The organism is Paracoccus sp. M683 (genome assembly GCF_007096355.1).
Lineage (GTDB): Bacteria > Pseudomonadota > Alphaproteobacteria > Rhodobacterales > Rhodobacteraceae > Paracoccus.
The window spans coordinates 71,447-97,573 of the sequence record NZ_VKDF01000002.1 but is presented as its reverse complement, the minus strand read 5'-3'; the positions used below and the strand labels follow the sequence as shown (position 1 = coordinate 97,573).

The 26,127-nt window shown below is 64.2% G+C and carries 23 protein-coding genes; 6 read left to right on the top strand and 17 right to left on the bottom strand.

What is annotated here, in order from left to right:
- Positions 1–68 precede the first annotated feature (68 nt).
- Both FNJ84_RS03680 and FNJ84_RS03675 read left to right on the top strand, forming a co-directional pair.
- The gene (locus FNJ84_RS03680; protein WP_143791606.1) at positions 69–1,352 is read left to right on the top strand and encodes an MFS transporter; all 1,284 of its coding nucleotides are present in this window, start codon (positions 69–71) and stop codon (positions 1,350–1,352) included.
- Between the two features lie 30 nt (positions 1,353–1,382).
- A complete protein-coding gene (locus FNJ84_RS03675; RefSeq protein ID WP_143791604.1) occupies positions 1,383–3,662 on the top strand; it encodes an NADP-dependent malic enzyme in 2,280 nt (759 codons plus the stop codon).
- 6 nt (positions 3,663–3,668) lie between these two features.
- On the opposite strand, the gene FNJ84_RS03670 is transcribed toward FNJ84_RS03675, so the two are convergent.
- Genes FNJ84_RS03670 through FNJ84_RS03660 form a run of 3 tightly spaced genes read right to left on the bottom strand, consistent with a single transcriptional unit; the run spans position 3,669 to position 7,033 of the window.
- Positions 3,669–4,499, bottom strand: coding sequence for a hypothetical protein (locus FNJ84_RS03670; RefSeq protein ID WP_143791602.1), 831 nt, complete (start codon positions 4,497–4,499; stop codon positions 3,669–3,671).
- Entirely contained in the window at positions 4,496–5,401 is a 906-nt protein-coding gene (locus tag FNJ84_RS03665) for a rhodanese-related sulfurtransferase (protein ID WP_143791600.1), read from the bottom strand. The genes FNJ84_RS03670 and FNJ84_RS03665 overlap by 4 nt, the downstream gene beginning before the upstream one ends.
- Before the next feature lie 42 nt (positions 5,402–5,443).
- Complete coding sequence (locus FNJ84_RS03660; RefSeq protein WP_143791598.1) at positions 5,444–7,033, bottom strand: DASS family sodium-coupled anion symporter; 1,590 nt, start codon at positions 7,031–7,033, stop codon at positions 5,444–5,446.
- A 182-nt stretch (positions 7,034–7,215) separates the two neighbouring features.
- Here FNJ84_RS03660 and pncA point away from each other — a divergent pair, with 182 nt between their 5' ends.
- Both pncA and pncB read left to right on the top strand, forming a co-directional pair.
- Entirely contained in the window at positions 7,216–7,812 is a 597-nt protein-coding gene (gene pncA, locus FNJ84_RS03655) for a bifunctional nicotinamidase/pyrazinamidase (protein ID WP_143791596.1), read from the top strand.
- Positions 7,809–9,113, top strand: a complete 1,305-nt coding sequence (gene pncB, locus FNJ84_RS03650) for a nicotinate phosphoribosyltransferase (RefSeq protein ID WP_143791595.1) — start codon at positions 7,809–7,811, stop codon at positions 9,111–9,113. Before pncA ends, pncB begins: the two co-directional genes overlap by 4 nt.
- Positions 9,114–9,126: 13 nt before the next feature.
- Here the strand turns inward: pncB and FNJ84_RS03645 are convergent, their stop codons facing one another.
- The 6 genes from FNJ84_RS03645 to FNJ84_RS03620 all read right to left on the bottom strand — a co-directional run bounded on the left by FNJ84_RS03645 (position 9,127) and on the right by FNJ84_RS03620 (position 13,398).
- Positions 9,127–10,572, bottom strand: coding sequence for an inorganic phosphate transporter (locus tag FNJ84_RS03645; RefSeq protein WP_143791593.1), 1,446 nt, complete (start codon positions 10,570–10,572; stop codon positions 9,127–9,129).
- A 35-nt stretch (positions 10,573–10,607) separates the two neighbouring features.
- On the bottom strand, positions 10,608–11,057 hold the full coding sequence (locus tag FNJ84_RS03640) for an NUDIX hydrolase (RefSeq protein WP_143791591.1): 450 nt from the start codon (positions 11,055–11,057) through the stop codon (positions 10,608–10,610).
- Entirely contained in the window at positions 11,054–11,476 is a 423-nt protein-coding gene (gene arfB, locus FNJ84_RS03635; protein ID WP_143791589.1) for an alternative ribosome rescue aminoacyl-tRNA hydrolase ArfB, read from the bottom strand. The genes FNJ84_RS03640 and arfB overlap by 4 nt, the downstream gene beginning before the upstream one ends.
- Before the next feature lie 100 nt (positions 11,477–11,576).
- Positions 11,577–12,419, bottom strand: a complete 843-nt coding sequence (locus FNJ84_RS03630; protein WP_143791587.1) for a carbon-nitrogen hydrolase family protein — start codon at positions 12,417–12,419, stop codon at positions 11,577–11,579.
- Positions 12,416–13,000 (bottom strand): GNAT family N-acetyltransferase, encoded by a 585-nt coding sequence (locus tag FNJ84_RS03625; RefSeq protein WP_143791585.1) that lies wholly within the window; start codon positions 12,998–13,000, stop codon positions 12,416–12,418. The genes FNJ84_RS03630 and FNJ84_RS03625 overlap by 4 nt, the downstream gene beginning before the upstream one ends.
- Positions 12,997–13,398, bottom strand: coding sequence for a ketosteroid isomerase-related protein (locus tag FNJ84_RS03620; RefSeq protein WP_143791583.1), 402 nt, complete (start codon positions 13,396–13,398; stop codon positions 12,997–12,999). Before FNJ84_RS03620 ends, FNJ84_RS03625 begins: the two co-directional genes overlap by 4 nt.
- A 144-nt stretch (positions 13,399–13,542) precedes the next feature.
- Between FNJ84_RS03620 and FNJ84_RS03615 the strand changes: the two genes are divergently transcribed.
- Entirely contained in the window at positions 13,543–15,630 is a 2,088-nt protein-coding gene (locus tag FNJ84_RS03615; protein ID WP_143791582.1) for a response regulator, read from the top strand.
- A gap of 150 nt (positions 15,631–15,780) precedes the next feature.
- The gene (locus FNJ84_RS03610) at positions 15,781–17,187 is read left to right on the top strand and encodes a phosphomannomutase (protein ID WP_143791580.1); all 1,407 of its coding nucleotides are present in this window, start codon (positions 15,781–15,783) and stop codon (positions 17,185–17,187) included.
- On the opposite strand, the gene FNJ84_RS03605 is transcribed toward FNJ84_RS03610, so the two are convergent.
- The 8 genes from FNJ84_RS03605 to cysQ form a co-directional block, all read right to left on the bottom strand.
- Positions 17,154–18,554 (bottom strand): sulfotransferase family protein, encoded by a 1,401-nt coding sequence (locus tag FNJ84_RS03605; protein WP_143791578.1) that lies wholly within the window; start codon positions 18,552–18,554, stop codon positions 17,154–17,156. The genes FNJ84_RS03610 and FNJ84_RS03605 overlap by 34 nt on opposite strands.
- Positions 18,551–20,242 (bottom strand): beta-1,6-N-acetylglucosaminyltransferase, encoded by a 1,692-nt coding sequence (locus FNJ84_RS03600; RefSeq protein ID WP_143791576.1) that lies wholly within the window; start codon positions 20,240–20,242, stop codon positions 18,551–18,553. The genes FNJ84_RS03605 and FNJ84_RS03600 overlap by 4 nt, the downstream gene beginning before the upstream one ends.
- A complete protein-coding gene (locus FNJ84_RS03595; protein ID WP_143791871.1) occupies positions 20,239–21,189 on the bottom strand; it encodes a glycosyltransferase family 2 protein in 951 nt (316 codons plus the stop codon). Before FNJ84_RS03595 ends, FNJ84_RS03600 begins: the two co-directional genes overlap by 4 nt.
- A 138-nt stretch (positions 21,190–21,327) precedes the next feature.
- Positions 21,328–22,398 (bottom strand): glycosyltransferase family 2 protein, encoded by a 1,071-nt coding sequence (locus tag FNJ84_RS03590; protein WP_255471023.1) that lies wholly within the window; start codon positions 22,396–22,398, stop codon positions 21,328–21,330.
- On the bottom strand, positions 22,395–23,381 hold the full coding sequence (galE, locus tag FNJ84_RS03585) for a UDP-glucose 4-epimerase GalE (RefSeq protein WP_143791572.1): 987 nt from the start codon (positions 23,379–23,381) through the stop codon (positions 22,395–22,397). Before galE ends, FNJ84_RS03590 begins: the two co-directional genes overlap by 4 nt.
- 3 nt (positions 23,382–23,384) lie before the next feature.
- Positions 23,385–24,278, bottom strand: a complete 894-nt coding sequence (locus FNJ84_RS03580) for a UTP--glucose-1-phosphate uridylyltransferase (protein ID WP_143791571.1) — start codon at positions 24,276–24,278, stop codon at positions 23,385–23,387.
- A 148-nt stretch (positions 24,279–24,426) separates the two neighbouring features.
- Positions 24,427–25,227, bottom strand: a complete 801-nt coding sequence (kdsB, locus tag FNJ84_RS03575; protein WP_143791569.1) for a 3-deoxy-manno-octulosonate cytidylyltransferase — start codon at positions 25,225–25,227, stop codon at positions 24,427–24,429.
- A gap of 3 nt (positions 25,228–25,230) precedes the next feature.
- Positions 25,231–26,028, bottom strand: a complete 798-nt coding sequence (gene cysQ / locus FNJ84_RS03570) for a 3'(2'),5'-bisphosphate nucleotidase CysQ (protein WP_185968410.1) — start codon at positions 26,026–26,028, stop codon at positions 25,231–25,233.
- Positions 26,029–26,127 lie beyond the last annotated feature (99 nt).

The window sequence follows — 26,127 nt, the reverse complement described above, 5'->3', positions numbered from 1 at the left end:
CCGGCAGGCGCAAGAGGGGGCGGAAGGCCCCCTTGCTGCGGTCGATCATCCGGTGCAGTCTTGCGCATATGACACCGCTTTACCGTTTCATCGCCGCCACTGGCCTGACCAATCTCGGCGACGGTATCGCCATTATCGCATGGGGCTGGATCGCGACCCAGCTGACCCGCGATCCGCTGCTGATCGCGCTGGTCCCCGTGGCGCTGAAGGCGCCTTGGTTCGTCTTTTCCCTGCCCGCCGGGATCATCGTTGATCGCTTCGACCGCCGGCGGTTGATCCTTGCGGCTGATCTGCTGCGCAGCATCACCTATGCCGCCGCCGGCCTTGCCATCTGGGCCGCACTGCCCTTTGATGAACCACCCCTGCGCGGCACCGACCGTCCTGGAATTTTTGCCCTGATCGCGTTCTGCGCCATCACCATTGGCGTGGCCGAGGTCCTGCGCGACAATGCCGCCCAGACCATGCTGCCCGCACTGGTCCATGAACGCGATCTGGAACGGGCCAATGGCCGCTTGTGGTCGGTCGAATTCGTGATGAACAATTTCGTCGGCACGGCTGCGGCAGGCCTGCTACTGGGCCTGTCGCTGGCGCTGCCTTTCGGGGTCAATGCCGCCGCCATGGCGCTTTCGGTGGCGCTGGTCGCGGGGCTGCGGGGCGATTTCCGCGCCGATCCGCAGCAACAGACCGAACGCCGCCCCTGGCGCGAGGAACTGCGCGAGGGGATCGCCTTTCTGCTGGGCAGCCCGATCCTGCGCAAGCTGGCGATCCTGACCGGGATGTTCAACTTTGCTTTCGAGGCGATGATGATCACGCTGGTGCTGATCGTGCAGGAACGGCTTGGCCTTGGCCCGCTGGCCCTGTCAGCGATCATGGCGGCGGGGGGGCTGGGTGGCATTTTGGCCGGGCTGGTCAATGACCGTGTGGTCAGGCGCCTTGGCCGGTCGCGGGTGCTGCAATATTGCATGGCCGCCACGCTGGTCTTTCCGGCGGTGGTGCTTCTGTCCGGCGCTGGAATGCCGGGGCTGGTGCTGATCTGTATCGGCTTCTTCATCAGCGAATTTGGCGGCGTGTTGTGGAACACCGTCTCCGTCAGCTATCGCCAGCGCCATATTCCGGGGCGGTTGCTGGGGCGGGTGAACTCGGCCTATCGCTTGTTTGCTATCGGCATGGCGCCGCTTGGGATGTTGACGGCGGGGCTGCTGACCCGCTTTGTCAGCGATCTGGCCGGGCGCCCCGTGGCTTTGCTGGCGCCCTATTGGCTGGGGTTCGCGGTCTTTGTCTGCACGATTCTGGTCTATTGGCGCTTTCTCGGCCACGCCTTTCCCGTTGAGCCGGACGAAGCCCCGCGCTAGTCAGACGGAACAGCAGGGGGGAAGGCACCGATGACCGAGAAAAAGACCGGCCGCGCGCGGATCACGCCAGAGGAGGCGCTGGCCTATCACATGGAGCCGCGTCCCGGCAAATACGACATCGTCGCCTCGACACCCATGACCACGCAGCGCGACCTGTCGCTGGCCTATTCGCCCGGCGTCGCGGTGCCGGTGCAGGCCATCGCCGAACAGCCGGAAGCCGCCTATGACTATACCGTCAAGGGCAACATGGTCGCCGTCATCTCGAACGGCACCGCGATCCTTGGGCTGGGTAATCTGGGCGCGCTGGCCAGCAAGCCGGTGATGGAAGGCAAGGCGGTGCTGTTCAAGCGCTTTGCCGACGTGAACGCCATCGACATCGAGCTGGACAGCGAGGATGCCGAGGAAATCATCAATGCCGTCCGCCTGATGGGCCCGACCTTTGGTGGCATCAATCTGGAAGACATCAAGGCGCCCGAATGCTTCATCATCGAGCAGCGCCTGAAGGAACTGATGGACATCCCCGTCTTTCACGACGATCAGCATGGCACGGCGGTGATCTGCGCCGCCGGGCTGATCAACGCGCTGGAGCTGTCGGGCAAGAAGATCGAGGATGTGAAGATCGTCCTGAACGGCGCGGGTGCGGCGGGGATTGCCTGTCTGGAACTGTTGAAATCCATGGGTGCCAGGCATGAAAACTGCATCATGTGCGACACCAAGGGCGTGATCTACCAGGGCCGCACCGAGGGCATGAACCAGTGGAAATCGGCCCATGCCGTCGTGACGCAGGCGCGGACACTGGAAGATGCGATGAAGGGTGCTGACGTGTTTCTTGGCGTTTCCGCCAAGGGCGCGGTGACGCAGCAGATGGTGCAGGACATGGCCGAGAACCCGGTCATCTTTGCCATGGCCAATCCCGATCCCGAAATCACCCCCGAGGATGCACAGGCCGTTCGCGCCGATGCCATCGTCGCCACCGGGCGCAGCGACTATCCCAATCAGGTCAACAACGTTCTGGGCTTTCCCTATCTGTTCCGGGGCGCGCTGGATATTCACGCCCGCGCCATCAATGACGAGATGAAGATCGCCTGCGCCCGCGCGCTGGCCGAACTGGCGCGCGAGGATGTGCCCGACGAGGTTGCCGTGGCCTATGGCCGCAAGCTGCAATTCGGGCGCGACTATATCATTCCGACCCCCTTTGACCCGCGCCTGATCCATGTGGTGCCGCCCGCCGTGGCGCAGGCCGGGATGGATACCGGCGTCGCCCGTCGCCCGATCATCGACATGGAGGGATATGTCCAGTCGCTGAAGAACCGGATGGACCCGACGGCCTCGATCCTGCAAGGCATCCATGCGCGCGCGCGGCGCAAGCAGGCGCGGATGATCTTTGCCGAGGGCGACGATCTGCGCGTGCTGCGCGCGGCCGTGGCCTGGCAGCGGGGCGGCATGGGTCAGGCCATCGTCGTCGGTCGCGAAACCGACGTGAAGGAAAAGCTGGCCGCCGCCGGCCTTGGCGATGCGGTGCGGGAAATCTCGGTGGTCAATGCCTCGAACACGCGGCATCTGGATGCCTATCACACCCATCTTTACACCCGGCTGCAACGTCAGGGCGTGGACCGCGAGGACGCGCATAAGCTGGCCAATCGCGACCGCCATGTCTTTGCCGCGCTGATGCTGGCCCATGGCCATGGCGACGGGTTGGTAACGGGCGCCACGCGGAAATCGGCGCATGTGCTGGCGCAGATCAACCATGTCGTCGATGCCCGCCCGCAGGATGGCGCGGTGGGCGTCACGGCGGTGCTGCACAAGGGCAAGATCGTTCTGATCGGCGACACGCTGGTTCATGAATGGCCCGAGGCCGAGGATCTGGCCGATATCGCGACCCGCGCCGCCCATGTCGCGCGCGGGCTGGGGTTGGATCCGCGCGTGGCCTTCCTGTCCTTCTCGAATTTCGGCTATCCGCTAAGCGAGCGCGCCATCAAGATGGCCGAGGCGCCCAAGGTGCTGGACGCCCGCAAGGTCGATTTCGAATATGAGGGCGAGATGACCGTGGACGTGGCGCTGAACCCCGATGCGGCGGCGCGTTACCCGTTCAGCCGGCTGACGGGGCCGGCCAATGTGCTGGTGGTGCCGGCGCGGCATTCGGCGTCGATCTCGGTCAAGCTGATGCAGGAAATGGCGGGTGCGACGGTGATCGGGCCGATCCTGACCGGCGTGCCGCAGCCGATCCAGATCTGTTCGACCAGTTCGACCGTGAATGACATCCTGAACATGGCCGCCATCGCGGCCGGTGGGCTGGGGCAGGTGAAATAGCCGGGGTCAGCGCTTTTCCAGCGGCAGCCCGATGGCCGGCGCGGCGGCAGGGTCAACCCCGTGCCGCGCCGCCATCCGTGCCAGCCAACTGCCGTTTGGCGGCAGACCCCGCCAATAGGTCGTCAGTATCCGTTTGGTATAGCCGAAGATATGCACCGACAGGGTCTCGGGCCTGATGAACACCTCGTCCGGGACCAAGGGGCGCCACAGATGCGCAATCGTCGCGGGTAATAATGGATAAAAAACCTGCGGCGGCATGGCATGGTGATCCTCGCCCGTCAGGCGCAGGGCATGGGCCAGAAGCCGCGGGCCGGTGTCGCCCCAGGGCAGATCCGAGGGGCCCAGCCTGCCCTGCTGGCGACGGCGCTCCACCCAGACGGGATCGGCCCAGGGGGCGGCGATTTCATCCTGTGCGACGAGATCCGCCATCCAGCGCAGGGCAGGGGATGACTGTGGCAGGCCCAGAACCCCTGACAGAATGCCGCCGCTGCCGTTCTCGCCAAAGGCATAGCCATCGGGCAGATCATAGGGGCGCAGGCAAAAGGCATCCAGGTCGGCCCAGATCACCCGCTGTTCGGTCAGCAGGCGCAGGCGGAACAGGTCGGACCAGACCGCCAGCTGCTTTCGCGTCGGCTCGGGCGACAGGAAATCCGGGGTCGGCATGATCTCGGCCGCGTCGCGGGTGGGGGTGCCCTCGGGGACGCCGCCGACGGGATGGCCAAGATACAGGGTGAAATCGCAGCCCTGATCCAGATAGGACCGGATCACCATCTGCTCGATGAAGGACAGATCCTCGCCGGCCCAGAAGCCCGCGACCGGATGTGACCAGCCGCTCATTCGCCGAAATGTGCGGTGCCGCGCACCTGTGACAATTCCACCTGCCGCTGGCGTTCACGGAAACGGGCGCGGTCGGCATCGGAATATTCGCCGACGCAGCGGTGGCAGCTGACGCCTTCCTCGTATTCCGGCCGGTTCAGGTCATCGGGCGCCAGCGGTCGGCGGCAGGCATGGCACAGCACATGCGGCCCCTGACGCAGCCCGTGACCCAGGCTGACGCGCTGATCAAAGACAAAGCACTCGCCCTGCCATTTGCTGTCGGCTGCGGGCACCTGTTCCAGATATTTCAGGATGCCGCCCTTCAGATGAAACACCTCCTGGACGCCTTTGCCCAGCAGGAAATTGGTCGATTTCTCGCAGCGGATGCCGCCGGTGCAGAACATGGCGATGCGCTTGTTATGGAAGCGATGCGCATTTTCGTGCCACCAGGCCGGAAAGTCGCGAAAACTACTGGTGCCAGGGTCGATGGCGCCTTCGAAGGTGCCGATCTGCACCTCGTAATCATTGCGCGTGTCGATGACCGCGACATCGGGGGCGCTGATCAGTGCGTTCCAGTCGGCCGGTTCGACATAATGGCCGGTGCCGCCCGCCACCGGGTCCACATCGGGCTGGCCCATGGTGACGATCTCGCGTTTCAGCCGCACCTTCATGCGGCCAAAGGGCATCGCCTCGGCGCGGCTTTCCTTCCAGTCCAGCGCCGCGCAGCCGGGCAGCGCGCGGATATGGGCCAGCACCGCGTCAATCCCTTCGCGGCTGCCCGCGATGGTGCCGTTGATCCCCTCATGCGCGATCAGCAACGTGCCCTTTATGCCCGCAGTCTCGCAGGCGGCCAGCAGCGGCCCGCGCAGGCCGGCGGGATCATCGAAGCGGGTAAAGTGATAAAGCGCGGCGACGGTGAACATGGGCGGGGCCATAGCGCGCGCGGCCCCGCCCGGCAAGCACTGTCAGAAGCGCAGGCCCATGGCCCAGCTGCCGATCAGATAGCAGAACATGGTGATCAACACGATCCCGGTCAGGTTCAGCACAAAGCCGCCCCGCGCCATCTGGCTGATCTTGACCACGCCGGAACCAAAGACGATCGCATTCGGCGGGGTGCCCACCGGCAGCATGAAGGCGCAGGTGGCCGCGAATGCCGCCGGGATCAGCAGCGTCATCGGATCGGCCCCGATCCCCACCGCGACCCCGCCAAGGATCGGGATGAAGGTCGCCGCCGTGGCTGTATTCGAGGTGATTTCCGTCAGGAACAGGATGATCGTCACCACCGCCGCGACCAGCGCGATCGTGGTCAGGTTCTCCAGCCCCTGCACCTGCGCGCCGAACCAGCTGTCAAGCTCGGTCGAGGCCACGGCCGAGGCAAGGCTAAGCCCGCCGCCGAACAGCAGCAAGACGCCCCAGGGCAAGCCCTCTTCGGCGTCTTTCCAATCCAGCACCATTTTGCTGCGGCCCTGGCCCGGCAGGATGAACAGCGTGATGCCGGCGGCGATCGCGATGGCGGTGTCGTCGAAATTGCCCAGGAAATCAAGCGCCGGAATATTGGCCAGCAGGCCCGGCACGATCCACATGAAGGCCGCGCCGACAAACACGATCAGCACCATCTTTTCGCCCTGACTCAGCGGACCCAGCTTGGCGATTTCATCCTCGATCATCTGCCGGCCGCCCTGAATCTCGGGCAGGTTGAAGCGGAACATGATCCGCGTCATCAGAAACCACGCGACCAGAATGAAGGTCAGCGCCAAGGGCACGCCGACCATCATCCATTCCAGAAATCCGATCTTGCGGCCCAGCTCGTCTGCGGCATAGCCGGCGACGATGGCATTGGGCGGGCTGCCTAGCAGGGTGCCCAGCCCCCCGATGCTGGCCGACCAGGCGACCGACAGCACCAGACAGACCCCGAAGGTGCGGGTGTCCGGATCCTCGACAATATCGCTGATCTTGCCACCGGCCTGCAATTCCTGCGCTACCTCGGCACCCTGGCTGGTATTGCCGCGCTCGATCACCAAGGTCAGGATGGACAATCCGATGGGCAGCATCATCAGCGTGGTGGCGGTGTTCGATACCCACATCGACAGAAACCCGGTGGCCAGCATCATGCCCAGCACGATCTGGCGCGGCTTGACCCCGACCTTGCGCAGCGTCAGCAGCGCGATGCGGCGATGCAGGTTCCACTTCTCCATCGCGATGGCGATCAGGAAACCACCGACGAACAGAAACACGATGGAACTGGCATAGGGGGCCGTCGATTCCGACACCGTGCGTTCCGTCAGCATCGGGATCAGCACGATCGGCAACAGCGAGGTCGCGGCCAGAGGGATCGCCTCGGTCATCCACCAGATCGCCATCAGCGTGCCGATGGCGGCGACAAAACGGGCGTCGGGGGTCAGCCCCTCGGACCCGCCCAGCAGCAGCCAGACCAGTCCGGCCACGGCCAGCCCCGCGATCCGCGCCCCCCAGACAAAGCGCGCAGATGGCAGGTTCGGATCGCCGTCGAAATCCTCAAACTCGCCCTGTTGGTGAAACTCGTCGTTCAGGCTCATCCCCCCGGTCTCCTTTGTGACGTTGTTGCCGCTTCCCTAAGGGCAAGGCTAACCTGCGCGGTTGATCCGGTCCATGTGATTTCGCGCCTGGCTTGTGCGGCCTGCATGGCGGGCGCCGGCCGCTGGCATTGACGGCTGGCCGCTGTGCCCATACCCATTGGAAAAGCACGCAGGAGCCGTCCATGCCCAATGCCCTGATCGTCATCGACATGCAGAACGATTTCTGCCCCGGCGGTGCGCTTGGCGTTGCCGGCGGCGACCAGATCGTCGGCCATATCAACACGCTGATGGACAGGTTTGACGCCGTCATCCTGACGCAGGACTGGCACCCCGCCGATCACAGCAGCTTTGCCAGCAATAACCCCGAGGGCCAGCCCTTCGAAGTGGTCGAGATGCCCTATGGCCCGCAGGTGCTGTGGCCCGATCATTGCGTTCAGGGCACCAGCGGCGCCGCCTTTCATCGCGATCTGCGCGTCGATCGCGCCGACCTGATCCTGCGCAAGGGCTTTCGGCGCGAGGTCGACAGCTATTCCGCCTTTTACGAAAATGACCATCAGACGCCCACCGGGCTTAGCAGCTATTTGACCGAACGGCGGCTTGGCGCGCTGACATTCGTGGGGTTGGCCCATGATTTCTGCGTCGCATGGAGCGCGCGCGACGCGGCAGAACTGGGCTTCGAGGTCAGCGTGATCGAGGCGGCGACCCGCGCCATCGACCTGAATGGCAGCCGGGAACAGGCGCGGACCGACATGATCAATGCAGGGGTGGAACTGGTATGAGCGGACCGACAGTCGATATCGCCACCCGCGTTTATAACCACAAGTGGAAGATCGACCCGATCGTGCGATCACTGATCGACGATGATTTCTACAAGCTCCTGATGTGCCAGTCGGTGTTTCGCAACCGGCCCGACACGGCTGTCACCTTCAGCCTGATCAACCGCAGCAAATCCGTCCGCCTTGCCGATCTGATCGACGAGGGCGAGTTGCGCGAACAGCTGGACCATGTGCGCGGCCTGTCCCTGACCCGTGGCGAAAGCACCTGGCTGCGCGGGAATACCTTCTATGGCAAGCGCCAGATGTTCCGCCCCGATTTCATGGAGTTTCTGGAAAAGCTGCGGCTGCCCGCCTATCACCTGGAAAAGCGCGACGGCCAGTACGAGCTGACCTTCGAGGGCAACTGGCCCGAGGTGATGCTGTGGGAAATTCCGGCGCTGGCGATCCTGATGGAGCTGCGTTCGCGCGCGGTGCTGAAGGATATGGGCCGGTTCGAATTGCAGGTGCTTTACGCCCGCGCGATGACCCGGCTGTGGGAAAAGATCCAGAAGCTGCGCGAATTGCCCGACCTGCGCATCGCCGATTTCGGCACCCGGCGGCGACACAGCTTTCTGTGGCAGGATTGGTGCGTGCAGGCGATGATCGAGGGGCTGGGCGAGGGGTTCACCGGAACCTCGAACTGCCTGATTGCCATGCATCGCGACATCGAGGCGATCGGCACGAATGCGCATGAATTGCCGATGGTCTATGCCGCGCTTGCCGATGACGACGATGCGCTGCGCAAGGCCCCCTATGAGGTGCTGGCCGACTGGCACGAGGAACATGAGGGCAATCTGCGCATCATCCTGCCCGACACCTATGGCACCAAAGGGTTTCTGGAAGGCGCGCCGGATTGGCTGGCAGGCTGGACCGGCATCCGCATCGACAGCGGCAATCCCGCCGAGGGCGCCGAAACCGCGATTGCCTGGTGGAAATCGCGCGGCGAGGATCCGCGCAAGAAGCTGGTGATCTTTTCCGATGGGCTGGATGTGGACACGATCACGCAGCTGTATCACCAGTTTCACGGCCGAGTTAAGGTCAGCTTTGGTTGGGGCACCCTGCTGACAAATGACTTTCGCGGCCTGGTGTCGGATGACGGGCTGGCGCCGTTCAGCCTGGTCTGCAAGGCGGTTGCAGCCGAAGGCCGGCCCACCGTCAAGCTGTCGGACAATCCCGCCAAGGCCATGGGTCCGGCGGCCGAGATCCAGCGCTACAAGCGCGTCTTTGGTGTTGGCCAGCAACAGGCGCGCGACGTTCTGGTCTAGCGGCGCGTGCGGGTCAGCCCGAGAAAAGCGCCGTGGTGATGATCTGCACTGCGGCGGACAGCAGCGCCGCCGCCGGCACCGTGATCAGCCAGGCGGCAATGATCGAGCTTAGATGACTGCGGCGGACCAGCATGCGGCGGCGCACCTCGGCGGCGGGCAGTGCCTCGCGGTTCTTGCGGCGGCGGCGGTCATACCATTCGCGAAAGAAACCGACGCCGAAAACCCCGCCCACGGCGATATGCGTTGTGCTGACCGGCAGCCCGGCCAGCGACGCGCCCAGGACGGTGATCGCTGTCCCCGATGAGATGCAAAAGGCGCGGACCGGGTTCAGGCGAGTGATGCCGCTGCCGACCATCTGCACCAGCCGGCCGCCGAACAGCACCGTGCCAAGCGCGATCCCCGTGCCGGCTGACAGCAGCGCGATATAGGGCAGGCTGGTCGCCGGGGTCGTTGACAGGGTTCCGCCCAGAATGACCGTCAGCGGGCCGGCGACATTGGCCGCGTCATTGGCGCCATGGGCAAAGCCCATCAGCGCGGCGGCGCAAAGCAGGGGCAGGCTGAACAGCCGCTTCAGCGCGGGTTTCTCGCCGTTATCCGCGCTGATTTCGCCGCGCAGCCGGATGACGGACCAGCGATGGACGGGAAGGGCCGTCAGACAGGCGGCGATCAGCACCGGAAGCGGCGGCAGACCCAGGATCAGCAGGCCCAGATACAGTGCGAACAGCGCCGTCATTGCCGCGATCAGCGCCGGCAACCACAGCTGTGCGGCGGCGGTGCGGTCGGCGGCCTCGTTCACCTTGACGCGGATCAGCGCCAGCAGGCCGGCCGCGATGGCGGCCGCCAGCAGGGGCGCCGCGACCCAGCCAAGCGTGATCGAGGCGAGACTGCCCCAGGCCACCGCGCCGGCGCCAAAGGTGACCATCCCGGCCCCGGCGATGCCGCCGACGATGGAATGGGTGGTGCTGACGGGCAACCCGCGCCAGCTGGCAAAGCTGATCCAGATCGCCGCACCCAGCAGCGCTGACAACATGACCTGATGATAGTCACCTGCCCCATCCCTGGGCAGCATGTCGGGCCGGATGATCCCCGTCGCGATGCGCTGCGACACCGCATCACCGGCCAGCAGCGCGCCGGCGATCTCGGCCAGGGCCACGATGATCAGACCGGTGACCAGCGGCACCGCGCCCGCCCCCACCGCCGGACCAAGCGAGTTCGCCACGTCGTTCGACCCGATGGACAGCGCCAGATAGGCCGCCACCGCCATGGTCGCCGCGATCAATGCCAGATCTGGCCGCCCGCCATAGACGCCAATGGCCAGCAGCGTCACCGCGGCAACAAAGATCAGCGCCGCACCGATGGCCAGCATCGGTCGCGCCGCCTGCATCTGCGCCATCTCGGCATTCGAGATCCGGTCAAGATCCTTGTCGAGAATGCGGAACTCGGTCCCAGGGCGGGCCATGGTCTAGCCGGCCCCTGTGCCGCAAAGCCGGGTCATCATGCGACCGGCTTCAGGCCGCGTAGCACCGCCTGAAGCCCGGTTTCCTCGACCAGCTCTGCCGCCTCGGCCGGGGTGAACCATTTGCGGCTGCGTTCGTCATGTTCGGGAAAATCGACGGCCAGTTCCAGCACCTCGACCGGATACAGCGCGACCTCGACCGGCAGCGCGAAACCGCTGTCCTGCCGCTTGTCATACCGGAACCGGCCCAGTTCGCCCATTTCGACCTTGCCGCGCACGCCGGCCTCTTCCCAGGCCTCTTGCAGGGCGGCATGGGCAAGGCTGCGCCCCTCCATCGGCCAGCCTTTGGGGATGACCCACCGGCCGGTATCGCGGCTGGTGATCAGCAGCACCTGCCCGGTTTCGGGATTGCGGCAGATCGCGCCGACCTGCAACGCGGGTGGCCGGCGGCCGAGAATCATCTGAAACGAACGCCGAAACATGTTCATTCGTCAGCCTCCACCCTGCCGCGCAGCGATTTGACCTCGCCCCGCTCGGCCTTGGCCTTCAGCCGCCGCCGCTGGCTGCCAAGCGTCGGGCGCGTGGCGATCCGCCGCTTGGGGGTCTCGGTCGCGCGGCGGATCAGGTCGGCCAGCCGGTCCCGCGCCAATTCGCGGTTGCGCGCCTGGCTGCGGGTTTCCTGCGCCAGGATCACCACCGCGCCATCCGTCGTCCAGCGTCGCCCGGCCAGCCGCTGCAACCGGCGCTTGACCGGATCGGGCAGGTTCGGGGAACGCGCCGCCTCGAACCGCAATTCGACGGCGGTTTCGACCTTGTTCACATTCTGACCGCCCGGTCCCTGGGACCGGGTGAATTGTTCTGTCAGTTCCCATTCCTCGATGGAGATATTGTCGGTCACATGAAGCATGGCCACAAGATATGGCCGGTTCCCGTTTCATTCAAAGCGAGAAAGGTGAAGATAGCGTAAATTTGCATGCCGAAACGGGTCTGGCGGTGCGAAAAGGCCGCTATGTCTGCGTTTCGGGCCAATGGGCGAAGGGCAGGACGGCACCATTGCGTCGGCTTTCGGCCACCCGCGCCAGATCGACCTGGGCGAAAACCCAGCCCGGCTGGTCCATCGCGCCTTCGGCGATGATTCCGGTTTCGGGCCACAGCCCGTCTGGCGGGCCATAGATCGCCGCACGGCCCCGGTTCTGGTCGATGGCCGGGTTCCAGTCGCAGGGGCCGACCGTGGGGGAATGCACGACGACGCATTGCCCCTCCAGCGCGCGGGCCATGCTGCCGATGCGCACCCGGTTGAAGCCCGCGACCGTATCGGTGCAACTGGGCACCAGCAGCAGATTCGCACCGGCTTCGACCAGCCGTCGCGCCAACAGCGGAAATTCCGAGTCATAGCAGATCAGGATGCCGATCCGCCCGATCGCCGTGTCAAAGACCTGCAAGCCCGGCGCGCCCCGGACATCCCATTCGTCGCGCTCGAACCGGGTCATAACCTGCTTGTCCTGATGGCCGATCCGGCCAGCGGGGCCAAACAGCACGGCGCGGTTCACCGGCCGGTCCCCGTCAAAATACGGGCCAGAGGCCGCGAGGATATGGCAGCCATGCTGCGCGGCCAGCGCGGCATGCAGATCGGCGGCAGCATCGGCGTGGCGCGCGACCTCGTGCAGCGAGGATTCAAGATCGCCTGCAATCTCTCGCCCGCCCAGGCTGGCCAGCTCCATCGCGCCATATTCGGGAAAGACCAGCAAATCGGCGCCCTCGGCCTGTTCGACCCATCGGGTCAGCTTGGCGCGGTAATCGGCAAAGCCGTCGAACCAGTCGAAAGGATAGGCGGCAGCGGCGATTTTCATAGCGTTCGCATCCAGAATTGCAGTGGTTTGTCGGTCTGTTCGGCCTGCCCGTGATCCTTCCAGGCGAAATGCGCCACCACGCCGGGCAACGGCTGGTAGCCACGCTTGCGCCAGAAACCGTCCAAGGGGCGATAATTGGCGGGCCGGTCGGGGTGGTCGGCCGGGCGTGTCACGCTGCAAAAGGCACTGAACGCAAGGCCAAGCGCGCGGGCGTGGTCCTCGCGCGCGTCAAAGAAGGCATGGCCCAGCCCATGACCGCGATAATCCGGCAGCAGCACCGATTCCGCGCAATAGAAGATCTGGTCCAGCGGTTCCGGCCGCCCGGCGAAGGCGGCGCCGAAATCCTGCGCATGATCGCGCATCGGCGCCCCGGTCGAGGCCCCGACGATACGCCCTGAATCCTCGGCCACGACCACCACGGCACCGGGCGACTGATACGCCTTCAGATAGTCGCGCTCGTAATCCAGATCGCCATCATAGAGATAGGGCCAGTCGCGAAACACCGCGATCCTCAGCCGGGCAACATCCTCCAGCGCATCGGCCAGCGGCTGCCCGGTCAGAACGCGGGTTGTCACTGTCATGCGCTGACCTGCCGGATCCAGTCGGCCAGGTTGTAATAGGTGGTCACCCGCGCGATCCTGCCGTCGCGGATGGTAAAGAACGACCCGGCGGGCAGGCGATAGGTCTGGCCACGCGCGGGCGGCAGGCCCTCATCGGTCTGAAGATAGGTGCCGTTGACCATGAACTCGGCCGCGGCGCGGTCGCCGGCGTCATTGGCGAAAACCACCAGATCCGTCAGGTTCTCGCGATACGAGGTCGTCATATGGGCGTTGAACTGGGCAAACAGGTGTTTGCCACGGCGGATCTGGCCTTCGTTGACGTGATGTTCGACCTGATCATGCAGCAGGGCCAGCATGTCATCGGTGCGACCGTCATTGAAAGCCTGGTAATAGGTCTGGATCAGGGTTTTCGTGTCCATCAAAGCCTCTGTTTGCTGCGGTTCAGGTCTAGCGCGGGGGGCGGGCAAAGTCACCTAGGCCCTTGGGACCAGGCCGCGCTTAACCGCCTGTTCATTTCCTTGCGCTAGTCCTGTGCGAAGACGGGCGGCGAATGGGGAATGCCAGTGCGTGATCAGGACCACGGCGTTGAAGCACCGGGCGACGAGGTTGGCGCCCTTCAGGCCGTGTTGCGTGGCTCGGCGCTGGCCTTGCGGCAGGATCGGCCAGTGGCGGCGGCAGCAGCCGGCTTGTCGCCGCAATCGGTGGCCTTGGCAGAGGAACTGGCACACGAAATCCTGGCTGCCCAGCAGCGGATGCAGGTATTCAGTGATGGGGTTGATACGATTCGGGACGGGTTTGCCCTGTTTGACGCGGACTTGCGGTTGCTGTCGGCCAACCGATCCTTTCGCAGCTTTTTCGGCTCGGTCATCGGCTGCGAGCCAGGGGTTAGCCTGCATCACCTCGTCCAGGGGGTCGAGCGGCATCACCTGATCGACTTTCAGGGGCTGAGCCGGCGGGAATGGCGTGATCAGATCATCCTGTCCAATGGCGTTCCCAACGTTGTGGCCTTTGCCGACGGGCGGAAATACCGCTGGTACAGCAAGCCCGACGCCAGGGGCAATCTGGTCTGTCTGGCCAGCGACATCTCGGCCGAGATCAATCGCCAGAACGAACTGGCCGCGGCCCAGCAGGCGGCGGAACAGGCCGGGCAGGCCAAAACCAGGTTTCTGACGCATATGAGCCATGAATTGCGCACGCCGCTGAACGGCGTCCTGGGCATGGCCGAGCTGCTTTGCGATGCCGGGCTGGACGGCGAAAGCCAGCTTTTCGCCGAAACCATCCGCAGCTCGGCCGAGGCTTTGCTGCGGATCGTGAACGAGGTTCTGGAATTTACCCGTGGCCAGGCGCAGGGCACCAGCATCGCTTGCCAAAGTTTCGATCTGGAAACCCTGGCCGCTGACACGGTGACGCTGCTCTATCCCAATGCGGCGGCCAAGGGCCTGGGTCTGTCGCTGGTCTATGATCCGCTGGCGCCCCGATCCTATCGCGGCGATGCCGGGCGATTGCGCCAGATCATCCTGAATCTGCTGGGGAATGGCATCAAATACACCCCGGCGGGGGCCGTCTGTCTGCGCATTCTGCGGCAGCGCGATCAGGTCATGATGCTGGTCGAAGATAGCGGTCCAGGTATACCCGAGGACAAGGCCGACACGATTTTTGAAGAATTCAGTCAGCTGGGCGAACCTGCCTCGGCCCATAGCAGCGGCAGCGGGCTTGGGCTGGCGATAACGGCCCAGCTGGTTCAGGCGATGGGCGGGCAATTGTGGCAGACCAACCTGCCGGGGGGCGGGGCCTGCTTTGGCGTCAGCCTGCCGCTGGAGGTCGAGGGCAAGCCGCCGGGTTTCGCGGGCGCAGTTGTTCCGGGCAGCCAGTTGCTGATGATCGTTCAGCCCGATCCGGGGATGCGCCGAAATCTTAGGCGGATGTTGCGGGTGGCGGGGCTGAGCGCCCGTTTTGTCCCCGATGCCGAGGCGGCGGCGGTCTCGATCCGCGACCGGGGACGGGCGCGCTGGATCGTGCTGTTCGACTGCAACCTGTCGGAACCACCCGAAATCGCCCAATCGCGGCTGTCCCCGGCTGCCGGGGAGGCCGAGTTCTGGCTGGCGGTGAATGCAACCCGGCCGACCAGTGATACCAGCCAGTTCGCAAGGGTGCTGCGGCTGCCGCTGACCCGGCAGGCGCTGGACCTTGCGATCACGGACGCGCTTGCAAGCGATCCCCGCGCCACTGCGGCGCAGCAGCGGCAGATGACGGTGCTGGTCGCCGATGACAATGCGACAAACCGGCTGATCGTCGAAAAGATGCTGTCAGACTGCACGCTGACCCTGCTGACGGCCGAGAATGGCCAGCAGGCCGTCGACATGTGGCGTACGCATCGACCGGATCTGATCCTGATGGATATCTCGATGCCGGTGATGGATGGGCGTCAGGCCAGCCAGATGATCCGCCAGGTCGAGCTTGCCAACAAACTGCCGCGCACCAGCATTGTCGCCGTCACGGCCGATCTGCTGGAACAGGATGGCCATCGCGCGACCGAAGCCGGCATGAACGAGGTGGTGGTCAAGCCGGTCAGGCGCGCGATGCTGCTGGATCTGATCCTGCGATATGCGCCAGACAACGTGACCGTTCCTGTTCCGGCGGGCGCAGCCTGATGTCCGGCCCATCCGTCAGGCCCCGTTCGCAAGCGGGGCGCGCGGCGGCGGGGCGCAATGCCGCAAGGTGGCTTGCAATCGCCCGCCAAAGCCTTAGGCCCTGTGATCAGCGAAACCGACAGACAGGACGCAACCGATATGCCGCAGCCGATGCAGCCACTGGGCCACCGCGAGATCACCTGTTTCAAGGCCTATGACCTGCGGGGCCGACTTGGACCCGAGCTGGATGCCGACATCGCCTATCGCGTCGGACGGGCCTTTGCGCAATTGCGTCAGGCCCGGCAGGTTGTCATTGGCCGCGACAGCCGGGCCTCGTCGCCGGATCTTGCAGCGGCACTGGCGCGGGGCTTGACCGATGGCGGTGCCGATGTGCTTGATCTGGGCCTCGCCGGGACCGAAGAGGTCTATTTCGCCACGGGTCATTTCGGCACGGATGGCGGGATCGAGGTCACCGCCTCGCATAATCCGATCGACTACAATGGCATGAAGATCGTCGGGCCTGGGGCTGCGCCACTGGATCCTGTGACCGAACTGGCGCCCTTGGCCGAGCTGGCGCAGTCGGGCCAGTTCCTTGTGCCGGCCGCAAAGGGCCGGATCAGCGATTTCAGCCGGGCGCGGCAGGATTATGCCCGCGCGATTGTGGATTTCGTCGACATTGCGGCGCTGCGTCCGATGACGATCCTTGTGAATGCCGGAAACGGCACGGCCGGGCCAAGTTTCGACGCCATTGCGGCGGAACTGGAATCGCGGGGGGCGCCGCTGCGCTTTGTGCGGGTCAATCATCAGGTCGACCCGACCTTTCCCAACGGCATCCCGAACCCGCTGTTACCCGAGAACCAGCCGATGACCTCGACCGCGCTGCGTCAGGCCGGCGCCGATCTGGGCATTGCCTGGGACGGCGATTTCGACCGCTGCTTTTTCTTTGACGGCAGCGGCGCGTTTATTCCGGGCGAGTATATCGTGGGCCTGCTGGCCGCGGCCTTTCTGGAAAAGGCACCGGGGGAAAAGATCGTTCACGACCCGCGGGTGGTGATGAACACCCGCGCCATCATTGCCGATGCCGGCGGGCAGGCGGTGCAGTCGCGCACCGGCCATGCCTTCATCAAACGGGCGATGCGCGACGAGGGTGCGATCTATGGCGGCGAAATGTCAGCGCATCACTATTTCCGCGATTTCTTTCATTGCGACAGCGGCATGATCCCCTGGCTGCTGGTGGTAGAGCTGCTGTCACGCAAGGGCGCGACCCTGGCCAAGATGGTCGAGGGACGGATGCGGATGTTTCCGTCCTCGGGCGAGGTCAATCACCTGCTGGATGATCCTGATGCCGCCATTGCCCGCGTGGTAGCGGAATTTGCGCCCCATGCGCTGCGCCGCGAGGATCAGGACGGCATTTCGCTGGAATTTGACGGCTGGCGGTTCAACCTGCGGCAATCAAACACCGAGCCGCTGGTGCGCCTGAACGTCGAGGCGGCTGGCGATGCAGATCTGGTCAGGGCGCAGCAGGCGCGGATCCAGGCGCTGCTTCAGGCCGGATCGTCAAAACCAAAGGTGACATAGTCGCGCAGATAGGCGGCCCGCGCGGCCTTCAGGATTTGCGGATCGTCCAGAAAGCCGGGAAAGCTGCCAACCAGCGGCGCGCCGACCTTGTCCGGGTCCAGTCCGACGGCGGTGGCAAGCCAGCCGATGTCCCGGTCCAGCGTCTCTTCGCGCAGGATGACATCGGGTGTGGAAAACCGCGCGAAACCGGCCAGAACCTCGGTCTGGCTGGCCCAGCCCGGATGCGTCGCCAGCGTTGTCTGGCCGTTCAGGTTACGCCTGAGAAAGCCAAGAAACTGTTCGAATATCTCGGCCATATCCGACGGCACCAGCCGCGACAGCGCCTCGTCCTCGGGCAGGGCTATGCGATGCGTGTCGCGCATCAGCTGCCGCAATTCGGCCGCCCGACCGCCGGTGATCAGATTGCGAAACACATCCCAGGCACGCCGCGCGGGATGGCGCAGAATGGTAAAGCTGCGATGACCGGAATGGTCGCGTTTCCACTGGCGCAGGCTGTTCTGGGTGAAGTCCTGCCGCGTCTTGCCCAGCCCGCGCAACCAGTCGCTGACGGTTTCGCCCGGTCCGCCGCGCACTGGCATGAAAATCAGCCCCGACCCGGCTTCGCTGGCCATGAATGACGGAACGGCGGGGCCGCGCCGGGGCTCGAATGTCGGGATGCGTTGCAGGGAAAACGGGTCCATTTTCTGCAATTCCGCCTGCATTTCGTCGTAATTCTCGACTTTTTCGGCCATTTCCCGTGGGTTCTGCGGCACCTGGTCATTGGCCGGGTTCACCCGTTCCAGATCGGTGCGCCCCAGCCAGTGCAGCATGCCGGTCATCACCTCGGGGTCGCGCAGGTCGTCGTAATTCAGCCAGAAAGCGGATTGCCCGGTCACTTGCAGACCGTGCTGGATCCGCGCCAGAAAATCCTCGACCTGGCCAAGTGTCTTGCGGAATTCTTCGGGGTCAAAGCGGATCCGCGCCGGAATCGGCGTCTCGGTTTCATTCAGCTTCCACTGGTTCGTTTCCCAGGCCAGACGGGTCGAGACATAGCTGTCCAGCGGATTGCGCGTCAGGATTATCTTGGCGCAGCTGCGTTCCGCCATGATTGCATCCAGAACCCGCGGGTCATGATCGTGGAAATAGCGGAAGCCCGGCAGATGCTGGGGCTTGTCCATCAGCAATCCCAGCAGCTTCAGCGGGTCGTCATCGCGTTCCTGCATGGTCATGCCGCGCAGCGTCTCGGTGTCCGGCCAGCCCAGCATATAGGGATTGAACGCCTCGCCAAAGCAGGTGACGCGGCGGACGGCGTTCATCGTCGCCTCCAGCAGGTTCGAGCCGGTGCGCATCTCGGCAAAGATCACAAAGCTGCGGAAGGGCTGGTTCATGGCAAGGGTCTTTTCTCGGTCGCTGGTCCGGTTGGCGGGAAATGCCCGGTCAGTTCGGGCCGCAGGCCGGCATTGCGCAGGCTTTGCAGAAACGCCCCGATGCCGGACAGGTCGTGAAGTGGCGGCAGATCGTCAACCGAACCGTTGGTCGGGTCAAGCCGCGACAAGGCGGATGATACGACCGCGGCGGGGCGGGCGGCGAACTCGGCCAGGTCCCAGATCTGCAAGCGGGCGCGCAGCCAGGGTGAGTTCAGGATCTTGAACTGCTCGATCTCGGCGCGCTGCATCAGGGCGGCCACCTTCCGCAGCTTGCCGAAAGGCAGGTCCGAGCGATACAGCGGCACGATCCAGGCGCCGGTGATCACCAGAAGCTGCGCATTGGGATCAGTGGCAATGAACCAGTTCAGGGCCTGATTGTCGTTTGGCCCCTGCTGAAAGATCTGCATCCGGTCACCAAGTCGAAGCAGCGATGCGAGAAAGCGCTCGGGGTCGTAATCGCGCAGCTTCGGATTGCCAGACAGCGCCCCCGGCCCGTATTTGGCGCCGCCGGCGAACTGCGCCCCATCGGGCGCCAGAAGGTGACCATGGACATCGGCATTGACGCGCTGCGCCAGCCAGTCCTCGAAACCGGGGATCACGTCGGAAAAGCCGTGCAGGACGGCATAGCGGCGGGCGGTCTTGCCGCGTTCCGAGTATTGGCGGGGAAACCGGCTTTGCATGTACAGCCCCGGCCGTCCCTGGGTTCGCAGCATGGTCGCGCGGCTCAGCATTCGTTCCAGACGCGACGGGTCGGGTTCTCGCGCCGCTTTGTCGGCCCCGGCCGAGCGCGGAAAATGCCACAGCAGGCGGTCAGCCCCGGTCCAGACCTTGCGGGCGACGAAGCAGCCTGATTCCTCCAGCATTTGCAGGTGATCGTCGTAAAGCAGATAGGGTTTTCCCTGATGATCAAAGCGTGACAGCGTCAGTGACCGGCTTTCGATATTGCGCGAATGCAATCGCGCAAGCGACTGGAAATAGCTTTCGTCGGGGATCCAGCTGAAGCGGAAAAAGCGATCGAACTCGGCCCGGCGCGGATCGTTCAGGATGGCATCCATCGTGTTCCGGGTCAGACACCACCATTGCGAGCCCAGATGCGGCACCAGCCCCTTTGGCAGTCGGCGCCTGATCTTCAGCCGGCGCTGCCACTCCAGCGACATGTCGAACAGCTTGCGCTGATTGCGCCAGTCGAAGGGGAAAAAGCAGGTAAAGCGTTCCTCGTTCAGGCCGCCGGTCGCCCAGAACACGTCCTGGACCGCCACGCTTTCGATAAAATCGCGATCACGGTTTGCGTGCAGATAGGCAACCAGTTCCTCGACCGGGCGGAGCGGCAGGCATGACCCTGATGCCAGGAACACATGGCTGACATCGGGCACCGTGCGCAGCAATTCGGTGGCGGCATCCTGTGTCGCCTGAACCAGATCAAAGCGACCCCAGTGGCAGGCGCGGCGCGCCGAAAAGCGGATGCGCGGATGAGAGGCCAGAACCGCCTGCATCGTCTGAAACTCGCCCGGATCGGCCTTGGCGTCGACATGGATGACGACCTCGGCACCGCCATCCGCCCAGATCTGCGCCATCCGTGTCGCGGTTTCCAGCTGCCAGTGACACAGCAGCAGCACCCCAAGCCGGATATCGACCGTTGCATCCGTCACGACCAGTTCCCCGCCGATATCAGACCCAGATCGACCAGTTGGCGCCAGTCCCGATACTCTCGTGACTGTTCGCACCACAGGACCGTGCCGGCCTTCAGCTGGTTGTGATAGGCCCGGTATTCATGGCTGCCGGCATAATGTTGACGCCGGTTCAGCTCTTCCGCGGCTTTCTCGGTCAGGCTGGACAGGAATTTGGTGTGCAGCAGGCAGCCCGAGGCCCGTTCGCCACCTTCCTGATCATAGACCACATTCAAATGGCGCGGCAGCAGCATATGGGTCGAACTGGCATAGACATATCGCCAGTTCCATTTGACCAGCGGAATCTTGTTCAGGGCCGGGCTGCGACCGGGATGGTTGGCAAAGAACACCCGCCCGCGCGGTCCGCCCTGAATCCACAGATTGCCGTAATCGTTGTTCTTGTGAAGCGTGTAATTCGCGGCGTCGAACCAGTTTGCCACCTCCAGCGGGTTCTGGCCTTCCGCGCAAAAGGCCTGTTCGACCGGGCCGCGCGGATAGACATCCAGCAGCATGGCCGAAAAGCTGCGATCGCCGGCTGCGTCCAGCCATTCGGTCAAGGCGCGCAGGGGGCGGCTGTCATGGTGGGGATAGATGAAAAACTCGTCAGGATCGACGGTCAGGCACCAGTGATCGTGCCCATAGCGGCGCAAAAGGCGGTTGATCCAATCCATCCCGAAACGCGCGGTCTTATAGCTGTCACTGGTCAGCCAGACCGAGGCATCCGGCTGCCCGGCCAGAAAGGTGGCGCTGCCATCGGTGCTGTCATTGTCGACAAACAGGAAATGGCCGACCCCAAGCTTTCTGTAATAATCCAGGAAATAAGGCAGCCGGGCGCGTTCATTGCGCAATGTGGTAAAGACCAGCACATCGCTGTGCCGGATCCGGTTGGTCCGGTCGGTCAGCAGCCGCATCTTTGCGCCCCGGCGCATGGCGCGCAGCATGTAATACTGCCGCCGGATGCGCCGCTTGAAGCGTCCGTATTCGCTATGAAAGATACTGCTCACGGGCTATCGGGCCATTCGCCTTTGGTCTTTTGAGGTCTGCATAGCACCAATAAGCCTGCATATTCAGATTTTTTCGTCAACAATCCGCATGTCGGGATTCCAGTGGCCAGCCGACATCAGGCCAAGATCGACCAATTGTTGCCAGCCCGCCAGCTGAACCGAGCCCTGATGCCACAGCTGCGGCGCCAGGGTCAGGGCATCGTAGTAGCTGTCGAACGCTTTGGCATCGTTGAAATGCTGGCCGCGCCGCTTTTCGTCGCGCGCCCGGTCGGCCACGTCGGGCATGAACTTGGTATGCAGCAGCACGCCTGACAGGCGCGGATCGCCTGGTCCGTCATAAAGCTGGTTCAGCCGTCGCGGCAAAACGGAATGGGTCGAATTCGCATAGGCATAGCGCCGGTGCCAGCGGATCAGTGGCAACTTGTTCAGCGTGGGCGCCCGGTCGGTCGCGTCAGGAAAGAAAACACGCTCGCGCGGGCCTCCCTGCACCCACCGGTTCCATTTCGGATATTGGATGGCCATCCGGTAGGGGCCGGGATCGAACCAGTCCAGGCCCGACAGCGGATCATCATCCCGCGGTGATGGCTGATCCACAGGGCCTTTGGGGTAAAGGTCCAGCATCAGGGCGCCCAGGGCCGGCTGGCCGTCCCGGTCAAGCTGCCGGGTCAGGCTGTGCAGATTCTGATCGGTCCAATGCGGATAGATCAACAACTCGTCCGCATCCACCGTCAGGCACCAGTGGCCGTGGCCGTATCGCGCCAGCAGCCAGCCCAGCCAATCCATCCCGAACCGGGCGTCGCGATAGGATCCGCTGCTTGTCCAGACGGAAATATCGGGCTGATCCGCGACCAGATCCAGCGTGCCATCGCTGCTGTCATGAACGACCAGAAGGAAATGATCGACACCCAGGTTGCGATAATGGCGCAAAAAGCCCGGCAGGCGCAGGCTTTCGTTGCGGATCGTGGCAAAGCACAGCACCTGCCCCGGCCGGATCGCCGCCGTCCGATTGCCCTGTGTCCGCAACTGATGCCGCGCGCGGATCGCCCGCCACAGATATTCGCGCCGCTTCCACCGCAGGCGATAGGCCCACCACAGGTCCGATAACCAGGGCAGTGGTCGGTCGTGTCCACTCACCCGCGATAGCCGCCCGTCTGGTGCCAGCGCCAGGCATCCGCGACCATCTGGTCCAGACGCGACCGTTCGGGGCGCCATCCCAGCTGGTCGATCGCCAGCTGACTGCCCGAGATCAGGCTGACCGCGTCACCGCCCCGGCGCGGGCCTTCCTCGACCGGGATGGTCAGACCGGTGACCTCGGCCGCCTTGGCCATGACCTCGCGGACGGTGAAGCCGCTGCCGCTACCAAGGCAGAAGACGGCATTGCCCTTGCCGCCCAACAGCCAGCGAAGGCCAAGGATATGGGCGTCAACAAGATCCATGACGTGAACATAGTCGCGAAGGCAGGTGCCGTCGCGGGTGGGATAGTCGGTGCCATATACCGTCAGCGCCGCCCGCCTTCCGCTGGCCGCATCCAGCACAAGCGGGATCAGGTGGGTTTCGGGCCGGTGATACTCGCCGATCTCGCCATCCGGGTCCGCGCCGGCGACGTTGAAATAGCGGAAGATCACCGATTCCAGCCCGTGCGAGGCGCCAAAATCGGTCAGCATCCGTTCGATCGCCAGCTTGCTGCCGCCATAGGCGTTCAGCGGCTGCTGCCGTGTCGCTTCGTCCAGCAACACCCCGTCCTGATCGCCATAGGTGGCGCAGGTCGAGGAAAACACCACGCGCTTGCACCCGGCGGTCAGTGCGACCTCGATCAGGTTCAGCGCTCCGGTGACGTTCTCGCGCCAGTAACGGCCGGGATCGCCCATTGCCTCGCCCACCTGGCTAAGCGCGGCGAAATGCATCACGGCAACCGGCTGATATTCGGCAAAGGCGTCGCGCAGCGCCTGCGCATCCAGCAGATCGCCCTGCACCAGCGGCCCGAATTTCACCGCATCGCGCCAGCCGGTGCTGAGATTGTCAAAGCTGACCGGCAGGTAACCCGCCGCGCGAAGCTGCTTGCAAGCATGAGAGCCGATATACCCGGCCCCCCCTGTTACCAGAACGCAATCGGTCATCGTCTATTCGGCCGCCTTGCGCATCGACATGATGTCGGTCAGGAATTCGGCCAGTTCGTCCTTCAACTCGTCTCGCGCCAGGCCGAAGGCGACGGTGGCTTGCAGGAAACCCGCCTTTGACCCGCAATCGAAACGCTGGCCACGGAAGCGCAGGCCAAAGACATCGCGGCCTTCGGTGATCTCGTCGGCGATGGCGTCGGTCAGCTGGATCTCGCCGCCGGATCCCTGTTTCAGCTTGTTCAGGTTCTGCATCACCGTCGGCGCAAGGATATAGCGCCCGATGACCGCCAGATTTGACGGCTCGGTGCCGGGCTTGGGCTTTTCGACCATGCCCTTGGCCTTGACGATCGCGCCCATATCCTCGGCAATGTCCAGCACGCCATAGGACGAGGTCTTTGCCGGCGAGACTTCCATCGTGGCGACCATACTGCCGCCGGTTTCGCCATAGGCCTCGATCATCTGTTGCAGGCAGGGCGGCTCGCCCATGATCACGTCATCGGTCAGGATCACGGCAAAGGGTTCGTTCGCCAGCAGGCGACGCGCGCACCAGACCGCATGGCCCAGCCCAAGCGCCTTGTGCTGGCGAATATAGGCGATGGCCCCCGATTCCATGTTGGTTTCGTTCAGCAATTGCAGCAGGTCTTTTTTTCCGGCCTTGCGCAGGCTGGATTCCAGTTCATGCGCATGGTCGAAATAATCCTCCAGCGCGCCCTTGCCGCGCGAGGTGACGAAGATGAATTCCTTGATGCCGGCCGCCCGCGCCTCGTCGATCGCATATTGGATCAGCGGGCGGTCAACCAGCGTCATGATCTCTTTCGGGATGCTTTTCGTCGCGGGCAGGAAGCGGGTTCCCAGCCCCGCGACCGGAAAGATCGCTTTGGTTACTTTGCGGCTCATCGCTATTCTCCTGCAAACCAGTGCCAACAGTCGTCAGCATCAGCCGCGACGCGCCCAGCAGAATTATCATACACCAACAAGCCCGCTTCAACCCATCTCGGGCAACAGGCTTAACAAACAGCAAGTTTCGGCGGAATATGGCGCTGCGCTAGTCGAGACCCATCCTGGTCATCATTGTTTCAAGCTTTGCAACGTCCTCGGGGTTGTTCAGTTCCCAGAACTCGCGTCCGCGGGCCTCGACCCGGACACAACGGATCCGCCGGCCGCGTTCCAGAAAGCGCAGCTGTTCCAGACCTTCCAGCTTTTCCAGCCGCCCTTCGGGCCAGCCGGCATAGGCAGCCAGCGCATCGGGGCGATAGGCATAGACGCCAACATGATGAAAAACCGGGGTTTCCTCATCATCGGCAAAGGGGCCGGCGGCATAGGGCACCACCTCTTTCGAGAAATACAGCGCCTGCATGTCGTGGTTGAAAACGGCGGTGGTGCCGCCGACGCGGCCGGCCTGCCGGTCCGCGATCAGCTCGGCCCGCATCCGGCCGTTGCACATCAGCACTGGCGTTGCCAGATCGGCGCCGGCATCGGCGCGCATGCCCTCGATCAGATCCTCGATGAACCAGGCCGGGGTCAGCGGCGCATCGCCTTGCAGATTGACCACGATCTCGGGCGAGATGCCCATATTGGCCACCGCCTCGGCGCAGCGTTCGGTGCCATTGCGGCAGGCGGTCGAGGTCATCACGACCTCGGCGCCGAAGCCCTGGGCATGGTCGCGGATGCGGTCGTCATCGGTGGCGACAACGACGCGGTCGATGCCCGGAACGGCCATGGCGGCATCCCAGCTGCGCCGGATCAGGCTGCGTGCCTGACCGCCCGCGCCGCGCAGTTCGACCAGCGGTTTGCCCGGATAGCGGGTCGAGGCAAAGCGCGCGGGAATGATGATCACCACCGACATGGTTCAGTCCTTGACCAGCAAGACGCCGGGGGCGAAGGCGATGAAGAAGGGGTTTTCGAAACCGGGCTTGCCATAGGTCATCGGCGTGTGATCGTCGAATCGCACGACCTCGCCACCCGCGCCGCGCAGCACCGCATCGCCCGCCGCCGTGTCCCATTCCATCGTGCGGCCAAGACGCGGATAAAGATCTGCCTCGCCCGTCGCGACCAGGCAGAATTTCAATGAGGATCCCGCGCTGGTCATGTCGCGCGCGGCATAGCGGGCGATGTAATCATCGGTCGCCGCGTCGCGATGCGATTTGGATGCCACCACCATCAGCCCGCGATTGTCGGGCATGGGGTTCACGCCGATCGGGCTGGTTTCGCCGGGCTGATCGCCGAACGGGCCCTTTTCCTCGACCGAGCGGCCATCGGCGGTGGTATAGAACAGCCGCCCCTTGGCCGGGGCATAGACCACGCCGCGCAGCGGCACGCCATTCTCGACATAGGCGATATTGACGGTGAAATCGCCCCGGCGCTGGACGAATTCCTTGGTGCCATCCAGCGGGTCGACGATCAGGAAGGTCTGGGCGGTTTGCGCGTGGGTCGCGGCCTGTTCCTCGGTGATCAGGGCGATTTCGGGAAAGGCTGCGCGCAACCCCGCGGCGATCAGCTGGTCGGCGGCTTCGTCGGCGGCCGTCACCGGCGAGTCGTCGGATTTGGCGCGGACCTCGAAATCCTCGGCATCATAGATTTCCATGATCTTCTCGCCTGCCGCCAGCGCAAGGCGGCGCATCTCGGCTGACAATCGGTCGAATTCCATTGGATTTTGCCTTTTCTGACAGGGCCGGCCGCAGCCGCCGCTGATTGAATCTTAACCTTTGTCCTCTTATGATCGCCATGAAGGGGATGAGCAAGCGCC

Coding starts and splice junctions, on each gene's coding strand:
- FNJ84_RS03680 (WP_143791606.1), top strand. CDS start 69: ATGACACCGCTTTACCGTTTCATCGCCGCCACTGGCCTGACCAATCTC.
- FNJ84_RS03675 (WP_143791604.1), top strand. CDS start 1,383: ATGACCGAGAAAAAGACCGGCCGCGCGCGGATCACGCCAGAGGAGGCG.
- FNJ84_RS03670 (WP_143791602.1), bottom strand. CDS start 4,499: ATGAGCGGCTGGTCACATCCGGTCGCGGGCTTCTGGGCCGGCGAGGAT.
- FNJ84_RS03665 (WP_143791600.1), bottom strand. CDS start 5,401: ATGTTCACCGTCGCCGCGCTTTATCACTTTACCCGCTTCGATGATCCC.
- FNJ84_RS03660 (WP_143791598.1), bottom strand. CDS start 7,033: ATGAGCCTGAACGACGAGTTTCACCAACAGGGCGAGTTTGAGGATTTC.
- pncA (WP_143791596.1), top strand. CDS start 7,216: ATGCCCAATGCCCTGATCGTCATCGACATGCAGAACGATTTCTGCCCC.
- pncB (WP_143791595.1), top strand. CDS start 7,809: ATGAGCGGACCGACAGTCGATATCGCCACCCGCGTTTATAACCACAAG.
- FNJ84_RS03645 (WP_143791593.1), bottom strand. CDS start 10,572: ATGGCCCGCCCTGGGACCGAGTTCCGCATTCTCGACAAGGATCTTGAC.
- FNJ84_RS03640 (WP_143791591.1), bottom strand. CDS start 11,057: ATGAACATGTTTCGGCGTTCGTTTCAGATGATTCTCGGCCGCCGGCCA.
- arfB (WP_143791589.1), bottom strand. CDS start 11,476: ATGCTTCATGTGACCGACAATATCTCCATCGAGGAATGGGAACTGACA.
- FNJ84_RS03630 (WP_143791587.1), bottom strand. CDS start 12,419: ATGAAAATCGCCGCTGCCGCCTATCCTTTCGACTGGTTCGACGGCTTT.
- FNJ84_RS03625 (WP_143791585.1), bottom strand. CDS start 13,000: ATGACAGTGACAACCCGCGTTCTGACCGGGCAGCCGCTGGCCGATGCG.
- FNJ84_RS03620 (WP_143791583.1), bottom strand. CDS start 13,398: ATGGACACGAAAACCCTGATCCAGACCTATTACCAGGCTTTCAATGAC.
- FNJ84_RS03610 (WP_143791580.1), top strand. CDS start 15,781: ATGCAGCCACTGGGCCACCGCGAGATCACCTGTTTCAAGGCCTATGAC.
- FNJ84_RS03605 (WP_143791578.1), bottom strand. CDS start 18,554: ATGAACCAGCCCTTCCGCAGCTTTGTGATCTTTGCCGAGATGCGCACC.
- FNJ84_RS03595 (WP_143791871.1), bottom strand. CDS start 21,189: ATGCGCCGGGGCGCAAAGATGCGGCTGCTGACCGACCGGACCAACCGG.
- galE (WP_143791572.1), bottom strand. CDS start 23,381: ATGACCGATTGCGTTCTGGTAACAGGGGGGGCCGGGTATATCGGCTCT.
- FNJ84_RS03580 (WP_143791571.1), bottom strand. CDS start 24,278: ATGAGCCGCAAAGTAACCAAAGCGATCTTTCCGGTCGCGGGGCTGGGA.
- kdsB (WP_143791569.1), bottom strand. CDS start 25,227: ATGTCGGTGGTGATCATCATTCCCGCGCGCTTTGCCTCGACCCGCTAT.
- cysQ (WP_185968410.1), bottom strand. CDS start 26,028: ATGGAATTCGACCGATTGTCAGCCGAGATGCGCCGCCTTGCGCTGGCG.